Origin of the sequence: Gordonia mangrovi (genome assembly GCF_024734075.1) — a bacterium.
GTDB classification, from domain to species: domain Bacteria; phylum Actinomycetota; class Actinomycetes; order Mycobacteriales; family Mycobacteriaceae; genus Gordonia; species Gordonia mangrovi.
On record NZ_CP102850.1, the window covers coordinates 55,580 to 74,943 of the forward strand.

The 19,364-nt window shown below is 67.6% G+C and carries 19 protein-coding genes and 1 riboswitch; of the genes, 7 read left to right on the forward strand and 12 right to left on the reverse strand.

Annotation, left to right across the window (positions count from 1 at the left end):
• Nucleotides 1-99 precede the first annotated feature (99 nt).
• The 5 genes from NWF22_RS00245 to NWF22_RS00265 form a co-directional block, all read right to left on the reverse strand.
• The gene (locus tag NWF22_RS00245) at nucleotides 100-1,080 is read right to left on the reverse strand and encodes an ROK family protein (RefSeq protein WP_160901139.1); all 981 of its coding nucleotides are present in this window, start codon (nucleotides 1,078-1,080) and stop codon (nucleotides 100-102) included.
• Nucleotides 1,080-1,520, reverse strand: a complete 441-nt coding sequence (locus tag NWF22_RS00250) for a hypothetical protein (protein ID WP_160901138.1) — start codon at nucleotides 1,518-1,520, stop codon at nucleotides 1,080-1,082. Before NWF22_RS00250 ends, NWF22_RS00245 begins: the two co-directional genes overlap by 1 nt.
• A gap of 80 nt (nucleotides 1,521-1,600) precedes the next feature.
• Complete coding sequence (locus tag NWF22_RS00255; RefSeq protein WP_160901137.1) at nucleotides 1,601-2,827, reverse strand: ArsA family ATPase; 1,227 nt, start codon at nucleotides 2,825-2,827, stop codon at nucleotides 1,601-1,603.
• 20 nt (nucleotides 2,828-2,847) lie between these two features.
• A complete protein-coding gene (locus NWF22_RS00260) occupies nucleotides 2,848-3,285 on the reverse strand; it encodes an SRPBCC family protein (RefSeq protein ID WP_160901136.1) in 438 nt (145 codons plus the stop codon).
• Nucleotides 3,285-3,749 carry a hypothetical protein gene (locus NWF22_RS00265; RefSeq protein WP_160901135.1) on the reverse strand — a complete coding sequence of 155 codons (465 nt, stop codon included), beginning with the start codon at nucleotides 3,747-3,749 and terminating at the stop codon, nucleotides 3,285-3,287. Before NWF22_RS00265 ends, NWF22_RS00260 begins: the two co-directional genes overlap by 1 nt.
• 102 nt (nucleotides 3,750-3,851) lie before the next feature.
• Here NWF22_RS00265 and NWF22_RS00270 point away from each other — a divergent pair, with 102 nt between their 5' ends.
• The gene (locus tag NWF22_RS00270) at nucleotides 3,852-5,651 is read left to right on the forward strand and encodes an AMP-dependent synthetase/ligase (protein WP_160901134.1); all 1,800 of its coding nucleotides are present in this window, start codon (nucleotides 3,852-3,854) and stop codon (nucleotides 5,649-5,651) included.
• Between the two features lie 6 nt (nucleotides 5,652-5,657).
• Here NWF22_RS00270 and NWF22_RS00275 read toward each other — a convergent pair whose 3' ends face one another.
• From NWF22_RS00275 to NWF22_RS00295, 5 genes are all read right to left on the reverse strand, one after another.
• Nucleotides 5,658-6,776: a glycosyltransferase family 4 protein gene (locus NWF22_RS00275; RefSeq protein ID WP_160901133.1), complete on the reverse strand. Its 1,119-nt coding sequence runs from the start codon at nucleotides 6,774-6,776 to the stop codon at nucleotides 5,658-5,660.
• The gene (locus NWF22_RS00280) at nucleotides 6,776-8,320 is read right to left on the reverse strand and encodes a hypothetical protein (protein ID WP_233750892.1); all 1,545 of its coding nucleotides are present in this window, start codon (nucleotides 8,318-8,320) and stop codon (nucleotides 6,776-6,778) included. The genes NWF22_RS00275 and NWF22_RS00280 overlap by 1 nt, the downstream gene beginning before the upstream one ends.
• Before the next feature lie 20 nt (nucleotides 8,321-8,340).
• Nucleotides 8,341-9,333: a C40 family peptidase gene (locus tag NWF22_RS00285; protein ID WP_160901476.1), complete on the reverse strand. Its 993-nt coding sequence runs from the start codon at nucleotides 9,331-9,333 to the stop codon at nucleotides 8,341-8,343.
• Between the two features lie 219 nt (nucleotides 9,334-9,552).
• Nucleotides 9,553-10,260, reverse strand: a complete 708-nt coding sequence (locus tag NWF22_RS00290) for a C40 family peptidase (RefSeq protein ID WP_160901132.1) — start codon at nucleotides 10,258-10,260, stop codon at nucleotides 9,553-9,555.
• A 14-nt stretch (nucleotides 10,261-10,274) separates the two neighbouring features.
• A riboswitch (cyclic di-AMP (ydaO/yuaA leader) is annotated at nucleotides 10,275-10,452 on the reverse strand.
• Nucleotides 10,453-10,559: 107 nt separating this feature from the next.
• A complete protein-coding gene (locus NWF22_RS00295) occupies nucleotides 10,560-10,790 on the reverse strand; it encodes a hypothetical protein (protein WP_233750891.1) in 231 nt (76 codons plus the stop codon).
• Nucleotides 10,791-11,041: 251 nt separating this feature from the next.
• Here NWF22_RS00295 and NWF22_RS00300 point away from each other — a divergent pair, with 251 nt between their 5' ends.
• The gene (locus NWF22_RS00300) at nucleotides 11,042-12,793 is read left to right on the forward strand and encodes a DEDD exonuclease domain-containing protein (protein ID WP_160901475.1); all 1,752 of its coding nucleotides are present in this window, start codon (nucleotides 11,042-11,044) and stop codon (nucleotides 12,791-12,793) included.
• 128 nt (nucleotides 12,794-12,921) lie between these two features.
• Complete coding sequence (locus NWF22_RS00305; protein WP_160901131.1) at nucleotides 12,922-13,200, forward strand: Lrp/AsnC family transcriptional regulator; 279 nt, start codon at nucleotides 12,922-12,924, stop codon at nucleotides 13,198-13,200.
• Between the two features lie 15 nt (nucleotides 13,201-13,215).
• On the opposite strand, the gene trpD is transcribed toward NWF22_RS00305, so the two are convergent.
• Both trpD and NWF22_RS00315 read right to left on the reverse strand, forming a co-directional pair.
• Entirely contained in the window at nucleotides 13,216-14,289 is a 1,074-nt protein-coding gene (trpD, locus tag NWF22_RS00310) for an anthranilate phosphoribosyltransferase (RefSeq protein WP_258321275.1), read from the reverse strand.
• A gap of 25 nt (nucleotides 14,290-14,314) precedes the next feature.
• Nucleotides 14,315-14,731 carry a hypothetical protein gene (locus NWF22_RS00315; protein ID WP_233751002.1) on the reverse strand — a complete coding sequence of 139 codons (417 nt, stop codon included), beginning with the start codon at nucleotides 14,729-14,731 and terminating at the stop codon, nucleotides 14,315-14,317.
• A 238-nt stretch (nucleotides 14,732-14,969) separates the two neighbouring features.
• Between NWF22_RS00315 and ctaE the strand changes: the two genes are divergently transcribed.
• The 4 genes from ctaE to qcrB are packed head-to-tail and all read left to right on the forward strand — an operon-like array spanning nucleotide 14,970 to nucleotide 19,335.
• The gene (gene ctaE / locus NWF22_RS00320; RefSeq protein WP_160901129.1) at nucleotides 14,970-15,581 is read left to right on the forward strand and encodes an aa3-type cytochrome oxidase subunit III; all 612 of its coding nucleotides are present in this window, start codon (nucleotides 14,970-14,972) and stop codon (nucleotides 15,579-15,581) included.
• Between the two features lie 60 nt (nucleotides 15,582-15,641).
• Nucleotides 15,642-16,562 carry a cytochrome bc1 complex diheme cytochrome c subunit gene (gene qcrC / locus NWF22_RS00325; protein ID WP_160901128.1) on the forward strand — a complete coding sequence of 307 codons (921 nt, stop codon included), beginning with the start codon at nucleotides 15,642-15,644 and terminating at the stop codon, nucleotides 16,560-16,562.
• On the forward strand, nucleotides 16,559-17,719 hold the full coding sequence (gene qcrA, locus NWF22_RS00330) for a cytochrome bc1 complex Rieske iron-sulfur subunit (RefSeq protein ID WP_160901127.1): 1,161 nt from the start codon (nucleotides 16,559-16,561) through the stop codon (nucleotides 17,717-17,719). Before qcrC ends, qcrA begins: the two co-directional genes overlap by 4 nt.
• Nucleotides 17,716-19,335, forward strand: a complete 1,620-nt coding sequence (gene qcrB / locus NWF22_RS00335; protein ID WP_160901126.1) for a cytochrome bc1 complex cytochrome b subunit — start codon at nucleotides 17,716-17,718, stop codon at nucleotides 19,333-19,335. The genes qcrA and qcrB overlap by 4 nt, the downstream gene beginning before the upstream one ends.
• Nucleotides 19,336-19,364: the final 29 nt, after the last annotated feature.

Here is a 19,364-nt window from a genome sequence, read left to right on the forward strand (position 1 = left end):
CGCCGCCGCCTCAGACACTACCCGCCGAGACCTGACCCACAGGGTCGATATCCGCGGACGCATCGCGGCCATCGACACCCGCAGAAACGATACACACCCTCAGCTTCGGGTGCGCAGCGCGCCGAGAGGCGCAGTGATGGCCTGTCGCGCGACTTCCGCAGCGCCCACCACGCCGGCGCTCTCACCCAATTGGGTGCCGCGAATCCGCGCCAGCTGCCGGTGGCCGGCGCCTGTCACCAACCGGGCGTAATGCTCGCGCGCCTCATCGAGGAACAGCCCGGAAGCCGCGCCCACTCCGCCGGCCAGCACGATCAGATCGGGGTCGAAGATGTCGGCGACCATCGCGAGCCCCTGCCCCAGCGACGCGGCGAACTGCGCGAAGGCGGCCACTGCGACGGCGTCGCCGTCGGCGGCGGCGCCGGCCACGCGACGTCCGGTCAGCGCATCCGGATCGGCGGCGACGTCGGCGGCGAGCTGGCTGCGCCCCCAATCCCCGTCGGCGAGCAACTCGAGCACGTTGTCGACCAAAGCCGTTCCGCTACAATACCTTTCCCAGCATCCGAGCTTGCCGCAGGAGCACGGACGGCCATCCGGGACCACCGTGAGGTGGCCGAGTTCGGGCGCCACGCCGAAGCTGCCCCGGTAGATGTGTCCGTCCAACAGCAGACCGGCGCCGATACCGGTACCGATGGCCAGCACGAGCGAGTTCCGGCCACCCGAGGCGGCGCCGAAACGCCGTTCGGCGACGGCCGCGGCGTTGGCGTCGTGCTCGGCGAACACCGGAATACCGATCCGGGCCGTCATGTCCTCGGCGACCGTGGCCTCGCGCCACGGCAGATGCGGGGCGAACCGGATCACCCGGCGGTCGGGGGTGAGGAAACCGGCGATGGCGAGGCCGACCGCCTTGGCGGCCCAGCGTGAGGTCAGCTCGCCCACCAGTCGGTCCAGACAGTGTTCGAGCGCCTGCGCGGTCGGCGGGGTCGCCGCGCGCAACGTGTCGAGCATCGTCCCACGGTCGTCGACCACCGACGCACGCACGCTCGTACCACCGATATCGATACCGATCGTCAAGTCCCCCATCAGTCCTCGCCTTCGGGCTGTGGGCGGCCGACGTCGGACGGGCGGCGGGTGTCGATGCGCACCGCGATCTGCTGATAGCCGTTGCCGGCACGGGGACCCGTCGGCGGGGTCGACCGCAACGCCCGCGCAATCGCCTCCAGCACCGCGATCAGTGCCGCGATCAGCCGGGCGAGCAGGTCACCGAGCTCGGCGAGCAACGAGGTGATCTCGCCGGACAGATCGACGAGATCCGCGACGTCGGCGGCCGCGTCGGACGTGCCTGCCCGCTGTCGACCCGTCCCGGTCGAGTGACGTGGCCCCGGGCCACCGAACATCGCGGCGAGCTGATCGATCTGGGCTGCCAGTCCGAGGAGGAAGTCACGCAACGGGTCGCCGCCGGGACCACGCGAGTGGCCTGCGACGTTGTCGTCGCCGCGCCCGGTCGTGTCGTCCGAGGTCATCTGGGCAGCTCCCCCTGTCCGGCTCGGCAGTAGTGTACGCGACGTCGGCCGGGCCGACGTGTGTGATGCGAATGGCGACGTCAGCGGCCTTTCGGCCACAGTTTCGGGTCCGGGACGAACCGAACGACGAGCTCTGCGCCGTCCCAGGCCGCGTCCACCACCACGCATCGCCGCAGCACCGACGGCAATCGGACCGGATGGCGGAATCCACCGACGGTGACGAGCAGGTCGTCACCGGATCGTCCGAGCTGCAAGGTGTCGGGTTCGGGAAGCCGTTGCCGCCACACGAGTTCGAACATCCGGTCATGGCCGACGGCAGCCTCGTCGCCGTCGGTGTCCACCTCGGCCACCCGCGCGGCGCCGGTGCCACACCGCCGCCCGTCGGGAATCGCGAACCCGACATCGACCCGCCGAAGCCGGGCCGCCCGATCGATCGACTCGTCGACGCGGTCGATGTCGATCACCTCGACACCGCTGTCGTCGTGCTGCACCACCGACCGTAGGCGCGCCACGCGGTCGTCACAACCGTCACCGACCCCGCGGTTGACGATCACCGAGCGCAGCGCCAGCCCCATCAGATCGACATTCGCAAGGAAGGCCGGGAGCAGCCGTTCGGCACGATCGTCGGTGCCGACCACGAGATGGACCGCCACACTGTGCGCATCCGTCGTCAGTTCGGCGATGTCCAGACAGTCCCGATCGATGGCGTCGACGGCCGCGGTCAGCTGGGCGAGCACCGGCCGTTCGGCGGCAGCAGCCAACCGACGGTGGCGGGGCCACAATCGATTCAGGGCCTGACTCAGCACCGACGCGGCGCGCAGGAACTCGAACGGATCACCGAGACCCGAGACGTCGACGACGATCCGTCGCCAGGCGCCGCTGATCGCTTCGTCGCGGATACGCCGCAGAAGCAGAAAATCCTCGATGCCCGGTAAGGCGGCGAGTTCACCCGCCGAGATCTCCGATGCCACCCCGAGCCCCGGCAGCGACACCCGGGAACGGGCCACCGTCTCCGACAGCACGGCGGTGAAATCGGACCACGACCGCTCCAGCAGGGTGAGCCGATCCAGCGACAACAAGTGCAACCGCGACGACACTGCCACCGGCTCCGTGGACGTGCGGTAGACGCCGAACAGCGATGCGGTCGGCGACAACCGGTCGACGGTGATCAGCAGCGTGTCCCGCTCTGGTACGAGAGCGGTTCCGGCGCCTCGGGTTCGGGATCGGTCCTGGCGTCCTCGGGCGCGGCCGAGCGCACCAGAGGCCGCGGTCACCGAGACCCCGGCGCCACCCGGCCCGATCACCACATGGATGGGCGTGAGATCGATCAGCCTTCGACCCTCTTCTTCAAGTCGTTCAGTGCGGCCTCGGTGATGGCCTTCTCCGCACGCCGTTTGAGCTGCGCGATCATCGGCACCAGCAGATCCACCATGAGCTCGTAGGTCACCTTGGTGGAACCCGGAACCTGCTGCGACAGAACATATCGCCCACGCTGGTCGCGTTGCAGGTCACTGCTGACCAAGGTCCACGCCACCGTCCGTCCGTCCGGATCCCAGTCGTAGGTCAGCACGTAGGTGTCCTGTAGCACGCCGGCATCGAGGACGAAGCGCACCACGCGAGCTCGCCCGTCGTCACCGACCTCGGTGACCTCGACATCGCGTGCCGCAGACACCCAGTCGGGATAGTGATCGAAATCCGCGATCACGGCCATGATGTCGGACGCATCGGCGTTGATCACGATGGTGCGCTCGGTGTGGTCGGCCATCACCGCACCCCTTTCGTGGCCGGCACGCTCGAGGTGGCCGACACGGCATCGGGGTCCGCGACGGCCGGCCCCCCGACCACACGTTCGGCCTCCAGGCGCGCCTTCACCTCAAAGGACATCACCTTGCCGGCGGCGCGGCGCCGCCGATTCTCGTCGGCGACCGCACCGGCACCACCTCGCGAGGTAGTGGCCCTTCGGGTCACCGGTTCGGCGTGCAGGAAGTAGTGCAGGATGAAGCCGTCCAGAACCGGTTCACACCAGATCTCCATGCTGCCGGTGAGCGGACCGTCGACCGTCCACCGCACTCCCTGGGCACCCCGCTGCTCGGTGACGCCGAGTCGGAGATCGGGCCACCACCGACGCCAGTTGCCCCGATCGCCGACCACCTCCGCGGCCAGCGACGGAGCCGCCGCGACGAAGGTCTCGTCGGCCACCTGAATGCTCGTCACGCTCACTAGCTTCACATACTCGGGACGGCCCGCGACAGCAGACCGACGGGACGCGCGTACGGTTTGCGCGGTGGCAGGACTACCATCGCTGTGGAACCGAGGCGGAAAGGTGGCCTGATGCCCGAGTTGAGCATCCCAGCGCGATTCTCCATCCCGGCGAACGCCGACTGCACGGACATCATCTTCCGGATCGCCGATCGCGAACCGGACAAGGTGGTGTTCCGACGCAAGGTGGACGCCGGCTGGCAGTCGGTGACCGCCACCGAGGCCGCGACCCAGATCACCGCCATCGCCAAGGGTTTGATCGCCGCAGGCGTGGCCCCCGGGGATCGAGTCGGGCTGCTCTGCCGCACCCGGCTGGAATGGAATCTGATCGATTTCGCGATCTGGTCGGCCGGCGCCATCACGGTGCCGATCTACGACTCCTCCTCGGGACCGCAGATCGAATGGATCATGCGCGACTCGGGCGCCATGGCGATCGTCGTCGAGGATGACGGCCATCGCCGGATCGTCGATACGATCGACGGCCTGGACCCGGTCGAGGTGTTCCAGATCGACACCTCCGCCGGTGACGGTGCGATCGCACACCTCACCGCGGCGGGCGCCGGCGTCCCCGACAACGAGGTGCTGACGCGTCGCGCCTCGCTGCGGGCCGCCGATCCGGCCACGCTCATCTACACCTCGGGTACCACCGGTCGCCCCAAGGGATGCGAACTGACCCATGCCAACATGCTCTCCGAGGTCCACGGGGTCCTGGAGAGCCCGATGAGCACGCTGTTGGGCCCCGACAAGCGCATGCTGATGTTCCTGCCGCTGGCTCATGTGCTCGCCCGTGCCATCACCTTGGTGGCCATCGAGGCCGGTGTGGAGGTCGGACACCATGCCGACACCCGCACCCTGGTCGCCGAGTTCGCGACATTCCGGCCATCGGTGATCCTCTCGGTGCCACGCGTGTTCGAGAAGGTCTACAACACCGCCCGGCAGTCCGCCCACGACAGCGGCAAGGGCAAGATCTTCGACCTGGCCGCCGAGGCCGCGATCGAGTACTCGTCGGCCACCGAGCGCGGCTCGGTCGGACTGGTTCTCCGAGTCAAGCATGCGGTGTTCGATCGTCTCGTCTACGGAAAACTGCGCGCGGCACTGGGTGGACGATGCGAGGCCGCGATCTCGGGCGGCGCACCGCTGGGTGCGCGCCTCGGCCACTTCTTCCGTGGCATCGGGATCCCGGTGTACGAGGGGTACGGGCTCACCGAGACCACGGCGGCGTTCAGCGTCAACACCCCAGGCGCGGTGAAAGTCGGCACCGTCGGAAAACCTTTGCCGGGCAACAGTGTACGGATCGCCGACGACGGCGAGGTGATGTTGTCGGGTGGTGTGGTCTTCGCCGAGTACTGGCGGAATCGGGAGGCGACGGCGACCGCGGTGACCGACGGCTGGTTCCACACCGGTGATCTCGGAACCCTCGACGACGACGGTTACCTCACCATCACCGGCCGGAAGAAAGAACTCATCGTCACCGCCGGCGGCAAGAACGTGTCACCCGCGGGTCTCGAGGACATCATCCGGGCCAACGGCCTCATCTCGCAGGCGCTCGTCATCGGCGACGCGAAACCGTTCATCGCCGCGCTGATCACGATCGACCCCGAGGCGTTCGGCGGCTGGAAGGAACGCAACGGCAAACCCGCCGACGCCACCGTGGAGGATCTCGCCGACGACCCGGAGTTGCGGGCCGAGATCCAGAGCGCGATCGATGCCGCCAACGAGACCGTCTCCCATGCCGAGGCGATCAAGAAGTTCCGGGTGCTCGCCGTCGACTTCACCGAGGAGTCCGGCGAGATGACGCCGACGCTGAAGGTCAAGCGGAATGTGGTGGTCGACAAGTACTCCGACGACATCGACGCGATCTACGCGAGGTAGATCGCGTCAGAGGATCTGCCGCAGCCGGGCCGCGATGGTGCGCCACTGCCACGACTCGAGGATGTGCTCGCGTCCGTTGGCGCCCATCTCGGCAGCGGCGGAGGGGTCGCGGAGAATAGCGGTGATCGCGAGCGCCACGGCATCGATGTCGGTTCCGTCCACCACGGTGCCGGTCACACCTTCCACCACGGTCTCGGGGGCGCCTCCGGACTGTCCGGCCACCACCGGGACTCCGGTCGCCGAGGCCTCCAGGTAGACGATGCCCAGACCCTCCACGTCGAGCCCACCGCCGCGGGTGCGGGCCGGCATCGCGAAGACGTCGGCAATGTTGTGATAGTCCGGCAGTTCCGCCGACGGCACCGACCCGGTGAACACGACGTGCTCGGCGACCGCGTTGTCCGCCGCGAGGCGATGCAGGGTCTCGGCGTGCGGGCCGCCGCCGACGACCACGAGCGCCACGTCACCGACCTCGCGGCGGATCAACGGCAACGCCCGGATCAGGACGTCCTGCCCCTTGCGCGGCACCAGGCGCGACAGACACAGCACCGTGGGCCGATCACCCAGGCCGAGCTGCTCACGCAGGCGCCGGCGCGCATCGGGATCGGGTGCGAAGCGATCAGTGTCCACTCCCGGCGGCAGGTACTCGAGCGCGGCGTGCGCGCCGAAGGCAGCCGCGAAACGACCACGCGTATAACGACTCACAAAGGTCACCGCGTCGGTGTGCCGACCGATGTAGGTCAGTACCTGCCGGGCGACCGGCAGCATCGACCAACCCACTTCGTGACCGTGGGTGCTCGCGACGACACGGTGTGCCCCCGCTCGCCGCATCGCGGGCGCAAGTGTGGCCAACGGCGCGGCGGCACCGAACCAGACCGTCGAGATGTCGTGGGCCGCGATGAGGCGGGCGGCGCGTCGCGCCACGGCCGGGGTCGGCAACATCAACGTCGTCGGGTGACGGACCACGGTGTAGGGCTGCGCGGCGTCGAACTCCTCGTGGCCCCGCCATCGTGGCGCGTAGACCACCACCTCGTCGGGCGGCAGCAGATCCACCAGATTCTGCAGATACGACTGGATTCCGCCCGGCCGAGGCGGGAAATCGTTGGTCACCAACAAGGTCCGGCGCATCAGCGCACCTGCGTGGTCAGCCAGCGTCGCCACCCCGCGACGAGTTCGGCACGGGAGATCCCCAGTGCGTCCGCGATCGCCTCACCCTGACGTGCCGGGTCGTCGGTGGCCGCGACGCCGAGGTAGAGCTCGCGCAGCCGGTCCTCGCCGAAGCGGTCGGCAACGTAGGCAGCCACCGACCACGCGGACTGATACGCGATCCGCGCCGTGTCGGAGTCGACAGCGAAGTCGGCGTCGGCAGGCAGATCGGTGGGGAGTTGACCGGCGTCGACCGCGACCGCGAGATCGGGTGCGGCATCGGCGAACCGCACATATGTCCCCTTGCGCCCGACATATTCCGGCACCCCTTCGGTGATCCACAGCGGCGCGCCCGCCGCGGTGACGACACGCGCCGCGACATGTGTCAGCTCATGGCGCAACACCACGCCGAGGGCGGCGGCGGAGAACCGTGCGGCACTCGGTGTGAGAACCACCCGCTGACCCACCGCCACATCGTCGTCGCTGTCGACACGACTGTAGACGGTCGCCGCGGCGGCTGCGGCGACGTCGGTCCCGGCGCTGCGCGCCAGCGCGGAGAACTCGGCCGGGCGCGCCGTCGCCACCAGCACCGCCCGGCGCGGCCAGTCGTCGCCCCAGAACGCCGTCACCGCGTCGACCGACCCGGGGACGAGTTCACGTGCGCGCTCGACCACCACAGCGGTGTCCGGATACGAGGCGATCACCGACGTGCCGCCCGCTGTCGACACGTCGGTGGCCCCGAGGCCCGGCAGATCCCACAACTGGGTGGGCGCCGGATCGCCACCGATCGCCGACGCATCGCCGACCACCGTCCAGTCATCGCCGTAACGCGCCATCACCAGCTGCATGTCCACGACGACGTCCGGTTCGTCGACTCCCGGGGTGCTCGCGCCGCCGAGCGCATAGCGCAGTTCGATCGGCGCCACCCAGGAGTCCGAACTCCCCTGCTCGTCGAGTCGCTGCTGAAGGTCGGGCGGCACCAGGATCTCGGCTTCGGTGGTGGGGGCGACCTGGTACCGGAAGTCGTCGAGGCGCAGCGCAGTACCCCGCGGCGGAACCGGCGCCGACGTGGTGGGCGACCCGCTCGGTCGTGCGATGCGGGAGCGGGACGGGGAACTCGGCGCGCGGGAGGCGGTCGCCGGGGTGGTCGGCGTGGTCGACCGCGAAGCGGCCTCCGCGCGCACCGCGCTCCCGGAGAAATTGACCGCGGTGTCCCGCATCCGGGCGCGGAATGCTGGCGCAGTGGCCGCATCGAGGAGAGCGTCCACACGATTCGCGTCACCGTCGCGCAGAGCCGTGCTGAGTTCGTCGAGGGTTCGTTGCACGCCGCTCGCGCGTTGTTGTTCGTAGACGTTGACCGGCGTCGTGGTGGTCGTCGCGCGGCTCGATGACGATGACGCCGCCGGTTCGACCGGGGATGCACAACCGGCCACCACCGCGGCGAGCATGATGGCGGCCAGCGCCGTGATACCGGCCCCGCGACGGGCCGGAGCCCGCCGACGCGTGTCGTCGCCGATCACCGGCATCCGTCCGTCGGTGTCGTCACTCAGTACCGACGGGCGGTGTTGTACGGGCCGGCCTCGTCGATGGGCACGACCTTCACCGGCACGCCGAACGTCGAGGCGTGGATCACGTAGCCGTCGCCGACGTACATACCCACGTGATGGGCGTCCGAGTAATAGATGATCAGGTCACCGGGCTTCAGGTTCTGTCGATCGACGTGCTGACCCGCCCCGCTCTGCGCCTGGCTCGACCGGGGCAGGGTCATCCCGGCCTGCCGATAGGCCCACACCATCAGACCCGAGCAGTCGAAGGAGCTGGGCCCGGTCGCACCCCACACGTACGGGTCACCGATCCGGGTGAGCGCAGCCTGCACGGCGATGAGAGCCGACGAGGTCCCCTTCGGGACGAGCCGGGGGTCGAAGTCGAAATCGGGTCCCCGCAGGGCGGCGAGCTGCTTGCCGGTCATCGATTCGTAGACGGCTCGGATCTGCACTGCCTGCAGCTGCAGATTCGCCTGTTCGGCCTGTAGTTCCCCGCGGGTCTTCTCCGCCGCCGCCACCGCGGCGGTCGCGTCGGCCGCGGTCTTGTCCGCCGCGGCCTTGGCCTCGGTGGTCTTGGCGCGGGCGTTCTTCAGGCCCTGGAGATCCGCCGCGGACTGTCGTGAGATGAGCTCCAGACCGGACATCTGGTCGAGCAGGGCCTGCGGGGAGTCACTGACCAGGACGGCGTAGAGCCGATTCACCCGGGCGCCTTTGTAGCTGGCACGTACCACCGAGTCGACGCGCGTCTGATAGTTCTCCAGGCGCTGCTGTGTGGAGGCTAGTGTCCGATCCGCCGCGACCGACGCCTCCCTCGCCTGGGCCACGATGCGTCGTTGCTTGTCGTATTCGATCTGCGCGTTGTGCATCGCCTCGGCCGACTTCTCGGCGTCGTCGCTCAGCTTCTGGTATTCGGTGAGGAGCTGGTCAGGAGTGCGAACCGGGGCAGCCGACGCAGTACCGACCTGCAGGGCAGCACCCAACTGCCCGAACACCATTGCCAGCGCGAGGACCGCCGTGCCGAGCAATACCGGCACGGGTCGTCTGTCTGCCGCATGCCGTCCCGAAACCACGGCTGTCACCTGTTCACCACCATTTCCCCCACATCGCCGGAGAAGCCGCCGCGACTGCGGCAACCACCGCCCGGGCGATGTGTCGGGCGGATCACGTGCTCACGTGATCCGCCCGACAAAACTCACATCGTGCTGCGACTGCGCTCAGTAACGACGGATTCCGGTCAGCGACCAGTCGCCGACGTTGTCCTTCTTCACCGGGGTGCCGTAGGTCGACGAGTGCACGAACTTGCCGTTGCCCGCGTAGATTCCGGCGTGGCCGCCGCCGTTGAAGATCAGCACGTCGCCTGGCTTGGCCTGGGCGATCGAGGCGACCGGGGTGCCTCCGCCGAGCTGTCCGTAGCTGTCGCGAGGAATGGTCTTGCCGGCCTTTTTGTAGGACCAGTAGACGAGGCCCGAGCAGTCGAACGCGTTGGGCCCGGCAGCGCCGTAGGAATACGGCGAACCGATCTTGCTCTCGGCGTTGCTGACGGCCTTCTGTGCCACGGTCGGCTGCACGCCGAGGATTCCGCCGCCGCCACCCTTGGGCCGGAACTGCTGCGGGATCTGGTCGTTGTTGAGACCCGGGACCGTGAAGGTGCCGATGTTCGGGATCTCGACACTGGCGCCCGGGGACTTGGCGACCGGGGTGGCCGCCGGCGCAGCGGCCTGAGGCTCCTGGAATTGCTGGGGGATCTGCTTGCTGTCGACCCCAGGAAGTTCAAAATTGCCGATGTTCGGCACGTGCACGGGCGCCGCGAGCGCGGGACCTGCCGCAGCGGCGAGTGAGCCGACGGTGATCGACCCGGCCACAACCGCGCGCTTGGCCACCTTGCTACCCCGGTTGGGCTGCTCCAAACGATGTTTCGCCACGAAGCGACTTCTCCTTGCTCTCCCTTCGACCGCCGACCGGGTTAGCTGTCGGATTCGGGCCGGAAGACTGGCCCTACGCGCGGACCGACGACACACAACGTCGCCGGGCATGCGCGATTCACCCCAATTCGGATCGCTCCGAAACTGATGGTTCCCCGGTTCGCCCAGAGGGCGATTGAGCGGTGACCAATCCAGACCACTCCTGTTGGAGCGGGACGCTCTGAAAGGTCTCGGAAAGGTTACGAAATCGGATGCGGGTCTGTCCACCGATGGTCGGCGACCGCCCCGGCGCCGAATCCTCAGCCGGCCCGCAGGATCCGTAGCGGTCGTCCCGAAAAACCGCCGTGAGCAGTACTTTTACCCGCCCTTGCAGATACTGCAGAGGCTCTGGTGGCCATTGCAGCATCCACGAAGACATCGATCGCGGCATCGATCGCGGCGTCTGCCGAAGGCCCCGGTTCCGTAACCTTTTCTCCACCTTGATCCACTGGGTTTTCGCAGTTGGGAGCATCGAACAGCACCTGCATCATGCATCCGTCGCAAGCGACCGGACGACCCGGGCAGGACTGGCAGTCAACGTACATCTGTGATCTCCATCTCACTTGAGTGCTGTCGGGGTGTCGACGCGTGCCGAAGCGGACTCCGACACGATTCGCCGCTTGCGGAGAAGCCTAGGAACGACCACCGACAGACTCCGTCCGCAGGACACGAAACCCACCCTTCCCGCCTGTCACACCAGTATCTGTCGTTGCATCGAACTAGTGTTCGTCTGGTGGGTGTGATGGCGATGGACGACGGACAACTCACCTTCGCCGATCTGGATGGTGACGGTGGGCCCGAGGACGACGGTTTCGACCGGTCGTTGTTCGACACCACGATGGTCGTCGTCGACCTCGAGACCACGGGCGGCAGTGCGAGCGGGGACCAGATCACCGAGATCGGCGCGGTGAAGATCCGCGGCGGTGAGGTGATCGGCGAGTTCGCCACCCTTGTCGACCCCGGATGTCCGATCCCGCCGAAGATCGTCACACTCACCGGCATCACCGAGGCCATGGTCGCCGACGCACCCATGATCGGCGAGGTGCTCACCTCATTCGTCGAGTTCGCCCGCGGCGCGATCCTGGTGGCACACAACGCCCGCTTCGACATGGGCTTCCTGCGTACCAATGCCCGCCGCCTCGACATCGAGTGGCCATTCCACGCCAGCTTGTGCACCGTCACGTTGGCTCGCCGCATCCTGTCCCGGGAGGAGGCCCCGTCGGTGCGGCTGTCCGCGCTGGCCGACCTGTTCGACGTATCGGTACGGCCCACACACCGCGCGCTCGACGACGCCCGGGCAACCGTCGAAGTGCTCCACCATCTGCTCGAACGGGTCGGCAACCAAGGGGTCGGGACCTACCGCGAGCTGACCGCATATCTGCCTCGGACCAACCCACGCCTACGCGCCAAACGGTCGATGGCCCACGGCCTGCCTGCACGGCCCGGGGTGTACCTGTTCCGCGGGCCGTCCGACGAGGTGCTCTATGTGGGTACTGCGATTGATCTGCGCCGGCGCGTGTCGTCGTACTTCACCGGCAACGATCCGCGACCGCGGATCAGCGAGATGGTCGACCTGGCAACGAGGGTCGATCACGTCGAATGCGCCCACGGGCTGGAGGCCGGCGTCCGTGAACTACGTCTGCTCGCCGCGCACGCACCGGCCTACAACCGCCGGTCCACGCAACCCCATCGCGGGTGGTGGGTGGTGCTGACCGCCGAGCGGTTTCCACGGCTGAAGGTGTCCCGCACCCCCACCGACGACAGCATCGGCCCCATCGGCAATCGCACGACCGCCGCCACCATTGCCGACATGGTCGCCCAGGCCGCCGGTCTGCGTAGTTGCACGACCCGCTCCGGGTCCGCGTCACACCACTGGTGCCGGTCGGAGGCGGTCGGCGGGCCACGCATCGGAGGCTGCCACGCCGCTTCCGACCGGCCCCTGACCCTCCCCGACTATCTGCCACGGGCATCGGCTGTCCGCGAACTGATGATCGGCGACTCCGACGTGGTGCTGCGCACACTCACCGATCGGCTGGCGCACCTGTCCGAGATGCAGATGTTCGAGAGCGCCGCCCGTCACCGCGACCGGCTGTCGGCGACCATCGACCTGCTGGCGCGATGCCAGCGACTGTCGGCGCTGAGCCGGATCGCCGAACTGGTGGTGGCCCGGCCGGACAATCATCACGGTTGGGAGCTGGCGGTGATCCGGCACGGGCGTCTCGCCGGGGCCGGCGTCGCCCGGCGCGGCGTGGCGCCGATGCCGGTGGTCGACACCCTCGTGGCGGCCGCCGAGACGGTGCTGCCGGGCGTCGGACCGCTCTTCGGTGCGCCCGCCGAGGAAACCGCGCTGCTCTACCGCTGGATCACCGAGCCCGGCGGGCGCATCGTCGCCGCCAGCGAGGCGTTCGCCCTACCGGGCGCGTGTGCGCAACGATGGTCGTCCTGGTCGCGCACCGCCCACGATGCACGTGAGTCGCGCCGCCGCGTCAGCTGACGCCTCAAACAACGCCGTCAGCTGACGCCTCAAACAACGCCGTCAGCTGACGCCTCAAACAACGCCGTCAGCTGACGCCCCGAACAATGCCGTCAGCTGACGCGCGGTGCCGCACTACTGTGTCAACCATGATCACCGCCATCGTCCTGATCCACGCCGACGTCCACCAGATCCCGGAGACCGCGCAGGCAGTGGCCGACATCCCCGGGGTCTCGGAGGTCTACTCGTGTGCCGGGGACGTGGATCTGATCGCGAAGATCAAGGTGCGCGATCACGACCAGATCGCCGATGTCGTCACCGGCAAGATCAATCGGCTGCCCGGGGTGACCCACAGCGCGACGCATATCGCGTTCCGCAGCTATTCACGGTCGGATGTGGAGGGCGGGTTCTCCATCGGCGAGGAGTGAGCGTCCCGAGGACGGTCAGCGTGCGGCGGCGAGTTCGGCGCTCACCGACGCCCAGCGGTCGAGCAGCCGGGCGACCTCGCCGTTGTCGATCACCGCGGCCGCACGGGTCATCGCCGTCCGCATGGCGTCCACCAGCTCACCGTCGGTGAGAACGGCCCGCTGTTCGAACGCGACCAGGGCGGCCGCAGCGTTGAGCAGGACCGCATCCCGCACCGGACCGCGGGTCCCGGCGAACAACTCGCGGGCGATGCCGGCGTTGACCTCGGCGTCGCCACCCTGTAGCGCGGCCAGCTCGACCCGGGCCATCCCGAGCTCTGTGGGATCGAGTGCGAGGCGGGTGACGTGGCCGTCGACGACCTGCCACACCGTCGAGGTGGTCGTGGTGGTCAGCTCGTCGAGTCCGTCGTCACCACGCACGACGAGCGCCGATGTGCCGCGTTCGGCGAACGCCTGAGCCAGTACCGGCGCGAGGTCGGCGAAGGCACATCCGATCAGGCCACTGGACGGACGCGCCGGGTTCGTCAGTGGCCCCAGCACGTTGAACACGGTCGGGATACCGATCTGTTTGCGCGGCGGTCCGGTGAAGCGGAATGCCGGGTGGAACACCGGGGCGAAGCAGAATCCGATGTTCACCTGCTCGACGCAGCGTGCCACCTCGTCGGGACCGAGGGTGATGTCGACACCGAGAGCCTCGAGCACGTCGGCGCCGCCGCTCTTCGACGACGCCGCGCGATTTCCGTGCTTGACGACGGGGACGCCCGCGGCTGCCACGACCAATGACGTCATCGTCGAGATGTTCACCGTGTGCGACCGGTCCCCGCCGGTTCCCACGATGTCCACCGCCGGCCGCGCCACTTCGACCAGCGCTGCGTGCGCCAACATCGCCGAGGCCAGACCTCGTAGTTCGGCCGGGGCGGCGCCCTTCATCTTCACCCCGACACCGAACGCGGCGATCTGCGCGCCGGTCGCGGCATCACTCATGATCTCGTTCATCGCCCACGACGCCTCGTCGACGGTGAGATCGATCCGGTCGGTGACACGTCCGAGGATCTGCGGCCAGGTGTACGCGGAAGAGTCCGTGCTGCTCACAGAGAAAACAGTAGTGTCCCGACGATCAGCGACGCGCCACCGGTGGCTGCAGGACCTGCCAACGCAGTGCTTCCCCGGAGTGCCGCGATCCGAGACTGGCCATCCGGGACCGCTCTTGCGACAGATGTACGGCATCGAGCAACTGCACCCGGGCCAGCAGCACGATGACCTCCCCCGTCCCGGCAGTGTCGGCCGAGGAGTCGTCGTCGGCGCTCGGATCGACCGGCCGGTACCCATCGAGTGCGGCGGTGGCGATGGCGTCGGCAACCCGGCGCTCGGGCAATCGCAACACGTGACGAAGCACCACCTCGTCCCCGGCTCGCCATGCCGAGGACGCCAACGCGGCCGAACTCGCCACCGCATCGTCGCCGGACTCGGCGACCACGATCAGGTCCGGGTCGTCGACGCCGGTCAGTCCGGGTCGATCACGTCTGCCCAGCATTTTCTCCCGCAGCCGGCTGAGACGGCCCGCCACTACCGGACGCCCGTTCAGGTCGCGCCGCACCGGCGACGAGTTCGTTCCGGAGGTCGATTCCGCGTTCACACCCCCAGCAAACCACGTTCATCCGGACACGCCGGAAATCTTGATGACCGGCGACTACCAGCGACAAGACAAAAAGTTCCGGTGAATATCGGACCCAAGTGGTCAGGCCTTACTACGAACCGTCATACTTCACTTTGTGACTAGCGCTGTAGGTACCTCAGGAACAGCCATCACCGCGCGCGTGCACTCGCTGAACCGGCCCAACATGGTCAGCGTCGGCACGATTGTGTGGCTGTCCAGTGAGCTCATGTTCTTCGCTGGACTGTTCGCGATGTATTTCGTCGCGCGCGCCAACTCGTCGGTGGGTTGGCCACCGGAGCCGACCGAGCTCAACCTCACCCTGGCGATCCCGGTGACGACAGTGCTGATCCTGTCGTCGGTGACCTGCCAGATGGGGGTGTTCGCCGCCGAACGCGGTGACGTCTTCGGGTTGCGCCGCTGGTACGTGCTGACGTTCCTGATGGGTTCGTTCTTCGTTGCCGGCCAAGCCTACGAGTACTACCACCTGGTGCACGAGGGAACGACCCTCGCCTCGAGCGCCTACGGCTCGGTCTTCTACATGGCCACCGGATTCCACGGTCTGCACGTGATCGGCGGTCTGGTCGCCTTCGTCTTCCTGCTGATCCGCACCAAACTGTCCAAGTTCACGCCGGCTCAGGCCACCGCGGCGATCGTGGTGTCCTACTACTGGCACTTCGTCGACATCGTCTGGATCGGCCTCTTCGTCACGATCTACTTCATCAGGTAGCCGGTCCGGCCTCCTGCAGAACAGCACATCTCAGTCCGCCCGCTTAGTAGAGAGTCACAGATGAGTTCATCTCCACCGCGACCGTCGGATAACGACGACGTGGACGCCGGCACGGATGCACCGGCCGCCTCCACCTCGGCGCGCAAGGCGAAATCTCGACGCAAGCTGCGTCGTCGCGCAAGCGGCACGCTGCTGCTCCTCGTCGGCCTCGTGAGCGCGGGCGTCCTGGCATCGGTCCTGACCCCCAAGCCGCAGGTCGCCATCGCCGACGAGTCCAACGCCGCGCTGATCGCCGACGGCAAGAAGCTCTACGAGACCTCGTGCATCACCTGTCACGGCGCCAACCTGCAGGGTGTGGAAGATCGCGGCCCGGCACTGCTCGGCGTGGGCGATGCGGCGGTGTATTTCCAGGTCTCCACCGGCCGCATGCCGGCCGCTCGCGGTGAGGCACAGGCCACCCGCAAACCGCCGAAGTTCACCAAGGCCCAGATCGACCAGCTCGGCGCCTACATCCAGTCCGAGGGTGGTGGCCCGCAGGTGATCTACGAGCGCAACCCGGACGGTTCGGTCAAGATGGAGGACGGTCTGCCGGTCCTCGCCCAGGAGTCGCTGCGTGGCGAGAACCTCGGCCGCGGCAGTGAGCTGTTCCGTCTGAACTGTGCGTCGTGCCACAACTTCACCGGCCGCGGCGGAGCGCTGTCGTCCGGCAAGTTCGCCCCGAACCTCGACGGCGTCTCCGAGCAGCAGATCTACACCGCAATGCTGACCGGACCGCAGAACATGCCGAAGTTCTCCAACCGGCAGCTCTCGCTGGAGGAGAAGCGCGACATCATCGGCTTCATCAAGTACGTCACCGAGTCCAACCCCCAGGGTGGCCTCAACCTCGGCGGGTTCGGCCCGGTCAGTGAGGGCATGGTGATGTGGGCAGTCGGCGTCACGGCGATTGTCGCCGGCGCGATGTGGATGGGATCACGGACATGAGTGCACACGACGGTAAAGACACCCCGTCGCAGGACGAGCTCGACCAGATGAGCAAGGAGGATCTGGTCAAGCTCGGCACCAACCTCGACGGTGTGGAGATCATCCACCGTGCCGAACGGTTCCCCGAACCGGGTACCGGCGTCGAGAAGCGCGCCGAGCGGCAGGTCGCCATCTGGTTCACCATCGCCGGCCTGTCGGCCATCGCCTGCTTCATCATCTTCATCTGGAACCACTGGGAGTTCGCGCTCCCCGGCTCCGACGATTACTGGCGCTACACCCTCAACACTCCGTTGCTCGGCGTCACCTTCGGACTCTCGGTGCTGTCGATCGGCATCGGCATGGTGCTGTTCACCAAGAAGTTCATCCCCGCCGAGATCTCCGTGCAGGATCGTCACGACGGCGGATCCAACGAGACCGACCGCAAGACCGTCGCGGCCGAGTTCAACGATTCGCTGACCACCTCCACCCTGCCGCGACGCAAGATGATCCTCGGCTCGGCCGCCTTCGGCCTCGGCGCATTCGCCGTCACCGGCCTCGTCGCCGGACTCGGCGGCATCATCAAGAATCCGTGGGCCAAGGGTGACGACGCCCCGCTGTGGCACACCGGGTGGTCGCCGATCTACAACCCGGCCGACGACCCGAACGAGACCGTGTTCCTGCGCCGCGACACCGGTAACCCGCACCAGGTGGCCCTGGTCCGGCCGGAGGACCTCGACGCCGGCGCCATGGAGACGGTGTTCCCCTGGCGGGTGTCGGACGGGTACGGCGAGACCGAGGAGTCGCGGCACAAGCTCGTCGAGGGTCTGCGCTACGTCAGCAACCCGGTAATGCTCATCCGCCTGCGTCCCGAGGACTCCGCCCGCGCCATCAAGCGCAGGGGCCAGGAGAGCTTCAACTACGGCGACTACTTCGCCTACACCAAGGTGTGCAGCCACCTCGGCTGCCCCACATCCCTGTACGAGCAGCGGACCAACCGCATCCTCTGCCCGTGCCACCAGTCGCAGTTCGACGCGCTCGAGTACGCCAAGCCGGTCTTCGGTCCGGCCGCGCGCGCACTGGCGCAGCTGCCGATCACAGTGAACAATCAGGGATACATGGTCGCCGCCGGCGACTTCATCGAACCCGTCGGACCGGCATTTTGGGAGCGTAAGTCATGACCATCGCCGACCGTGTCGCGGCGCAGGCCAACGAGGTCGACTCGCGATATCACGCTGCACCGGGTATCCGGCGGCAGATCAACAAGGTGTTCCCCACGCACTGGTCGTTCCTGCTGGGTGAGATCGCGCTGTACAGCTTCATCATCCTGCTGGTCTCGGGTGTCTACCTGACCCTTTTCTTCGATCCGTCGATGTCCGAGGTCATCTATGACGGCGCCTATCAGCCACTCAACGGCGTGATGATGACCAAGGCGTACGCCACCACCCTCGACATCTCGTTCGAGGTGCGCGGTGGTCTGTTCGTCCGGCAGATCCACCACTGGGCGGCTCTGCTGTTCGCCGCCTCCATCGTGGTGCACATGGCGCGCATCTTCTTCACCGGCGCATTCCGCCGCCCGCGTGAGGCCAACTGGATCATCGGCTCGGTGCTGCTGATCCTGGCGATGTTCGAGGGCTTCTTCGGCTACTCACTGCCCGACGACCTGCTGTCGGGCACCGGCGTTCGCGCCGCCATGAGCGGCATCGTCCTCGGTATCCCGCTCATCGGCACCTGGATCCACTGGGCGCTGTTCGGTGGCCAATTCCCCGGCGACATCATCATCCCGCGCCTGTACATGCTGCACATCCTGCTCTTCCCGGGCATCATCCTGGCGCTGATCGGCGCACACCTGGCGCTGGTCTGGTACCAGAAGCACACGCAGTTCCCCGGCCCCGGCCGCACCGAGAAGAACGTCGTCGGTGTGCGCATCCTGCCGGTCTTCGCCGTCAAGTCCGGCGCGTTCTTCGCCATCACCACCGGTGTCCTCGCCATCATGGCGGGCGTCTTCCAGATCAACCCGGTCTGGACGATCGGGCCCTACAACCCGGCGCACGTCTCCGCCGGTTCCCAGCCCGACATCTACATGATGTGGACCGACGGCCTGGCCAGACTCATGCCCGCCTGGGAGTTGTACCTGGGCAACTACACGATCCCGGCGATCTTCTGGGTGGTCGTGGTGATCACGATCATGTTCATCGTGATGTTCGCCTACCCATGGATGGAGAAACGCCTGACCGGCGACGATGCCCACCACAACCTGTTGCAGCGTCCGCGTGACGTGCCGGTCCGCACCGGCATCGGCGCCATGGCCCTGTCCTTCTGGATCATCCTCACCCTGTCGTGCATGAACGACATCATCGCGTTGCAGTTCGACATCTCGCTGAACGCGACGACGTGGATGGGCCGGATCGGTTTGATCGTGGTGCCGCCGCTGGCCTACTTCATCAGTTACCGGTGGGCGTTGGCACTGCAGCGCAGTGACCGTGCGGTGCTGGCCCACGGCATCGAGACCGGCATCATCAAGCGTCTTCCGCAGGGTGAGTACATCGAGGTGCACCAGCCGCTCGGCCCCGTCGACGACCACGGTCATCCGATCCCGCTCCCCTACGAGGGCGCGGCGCTGCCCAAGCGGATGAACAAGCTCGGTTCGGCCGGCGCACCCGGCACCGGTTCGATCCTGCTGGAGGACCCGCCGGAGCAGCAGGCCCGCAACGTCGAACGCGAGCACGAAGTGGAGAAGGCCGAGCAGAAGGCCCTTCGCGAACTGCAGGCCAAGGACGGCAACCCGCTCGACTGAACCTGCCACCAACGCCCGACGGCCGCTGT

Bases quoted from the DNA above. Each gene is read 5' to 3' on its own strand.
- NWF22_RS00300 (WP_160901475.1), top strand. From the start codon at position 11,042: ATGGCGATGGACGACGGACAACTCACCTTCGCCGATCTGGATGGTGAC.
- qcrC (WP_160901128.1), top strand. From the start codon at position 15,642: ATGAGTTCATCTCCACCGCGACCGTCGGATAACGACGACGTGGACGCC.
- NWF22_RS00280 (WP_233750892.1), bottom strand. From the start codon at position 8,320: ATGCCGGTGATCGGCGACGACACGCGTCGGCGGGCTCCGGCCCGTCGC.
- NWF22_RS00285 (WP_160901476.1), bottom strand. From the start codon at position 9,333: ATGGTGTTCGGGCAGTTGGGTGCTGCCCTGCAGGTCGGTACTGCGTCG.
- NWF22_RS00305 (WP_160901131.1), top strand. From the start codon at position 12,922: ATGATCACCGCCATCGTCCTGATCCACGCCGACGTCCACCAGATCCCG.
- NWF22_RS00295 (WP_233750891.1), bottom strand. From the start codon at position 10,790: ATGATGCAGGTGCTGTTCGATGCTCCCAACTGCGAAAACCCAGTGGAT.
- NWF22_RS00270 (WP_160901134.1), top strand. From the start codon at position 3,852: ATGCCCGAGTTGAGCATCCCAGCGCGATTCTCCATCCCGGCGAACGCC.
- NWF22_RS00245 (WP_160901139.1), bottom strand. From the start codon at position 1,080: ATGGGGGACTTGACGATCGGTATCGATATCGGTGGTACGAGCGTGCGT.
- NWF22_RS00275 (WP_160901133.1), bottom strand. From the start codon at position 6,776: ATGCGCCGGACCTTGTTGGTGACCAACGATTTCCCGCCTCGGCCGGGC.
- NWF22_RS00250 (WP_160901138.1), bottom strand. From the start codon at position 1,520: ATGACCTCGGACGACACGACCGGGCGCGGCGACGACAACGTCGCAGGC.
- qcrA (WP_160901127.1), top strand. From the start codon at position 16,559: ATGAGTGCACACGACGGTAAAGACACCCCGTCGCAGGACGAGCTCGAC.
- NWF22_RS00260 (WP_160901136.1), bottom strand. From the start codon at position 3,285: ATGGCCGACCACACCGAGCGCACCATCGTGATCAACGCCGATGCGTCC.
- NWF22_RS00315 (WP_233751002.1), bottom strand. From the start codon at position 14,731: ATGCTGGGCAGACGTGATCGACCCGGACTGACCGGCGTCGACGACCCG.
- qcrB (WP_160901126.1), top strand. From the start codon at position 17,716: ATGACCATCGCCGACCGTGTCGCGGCGCAGGCCAACGAGGTCGACTCG.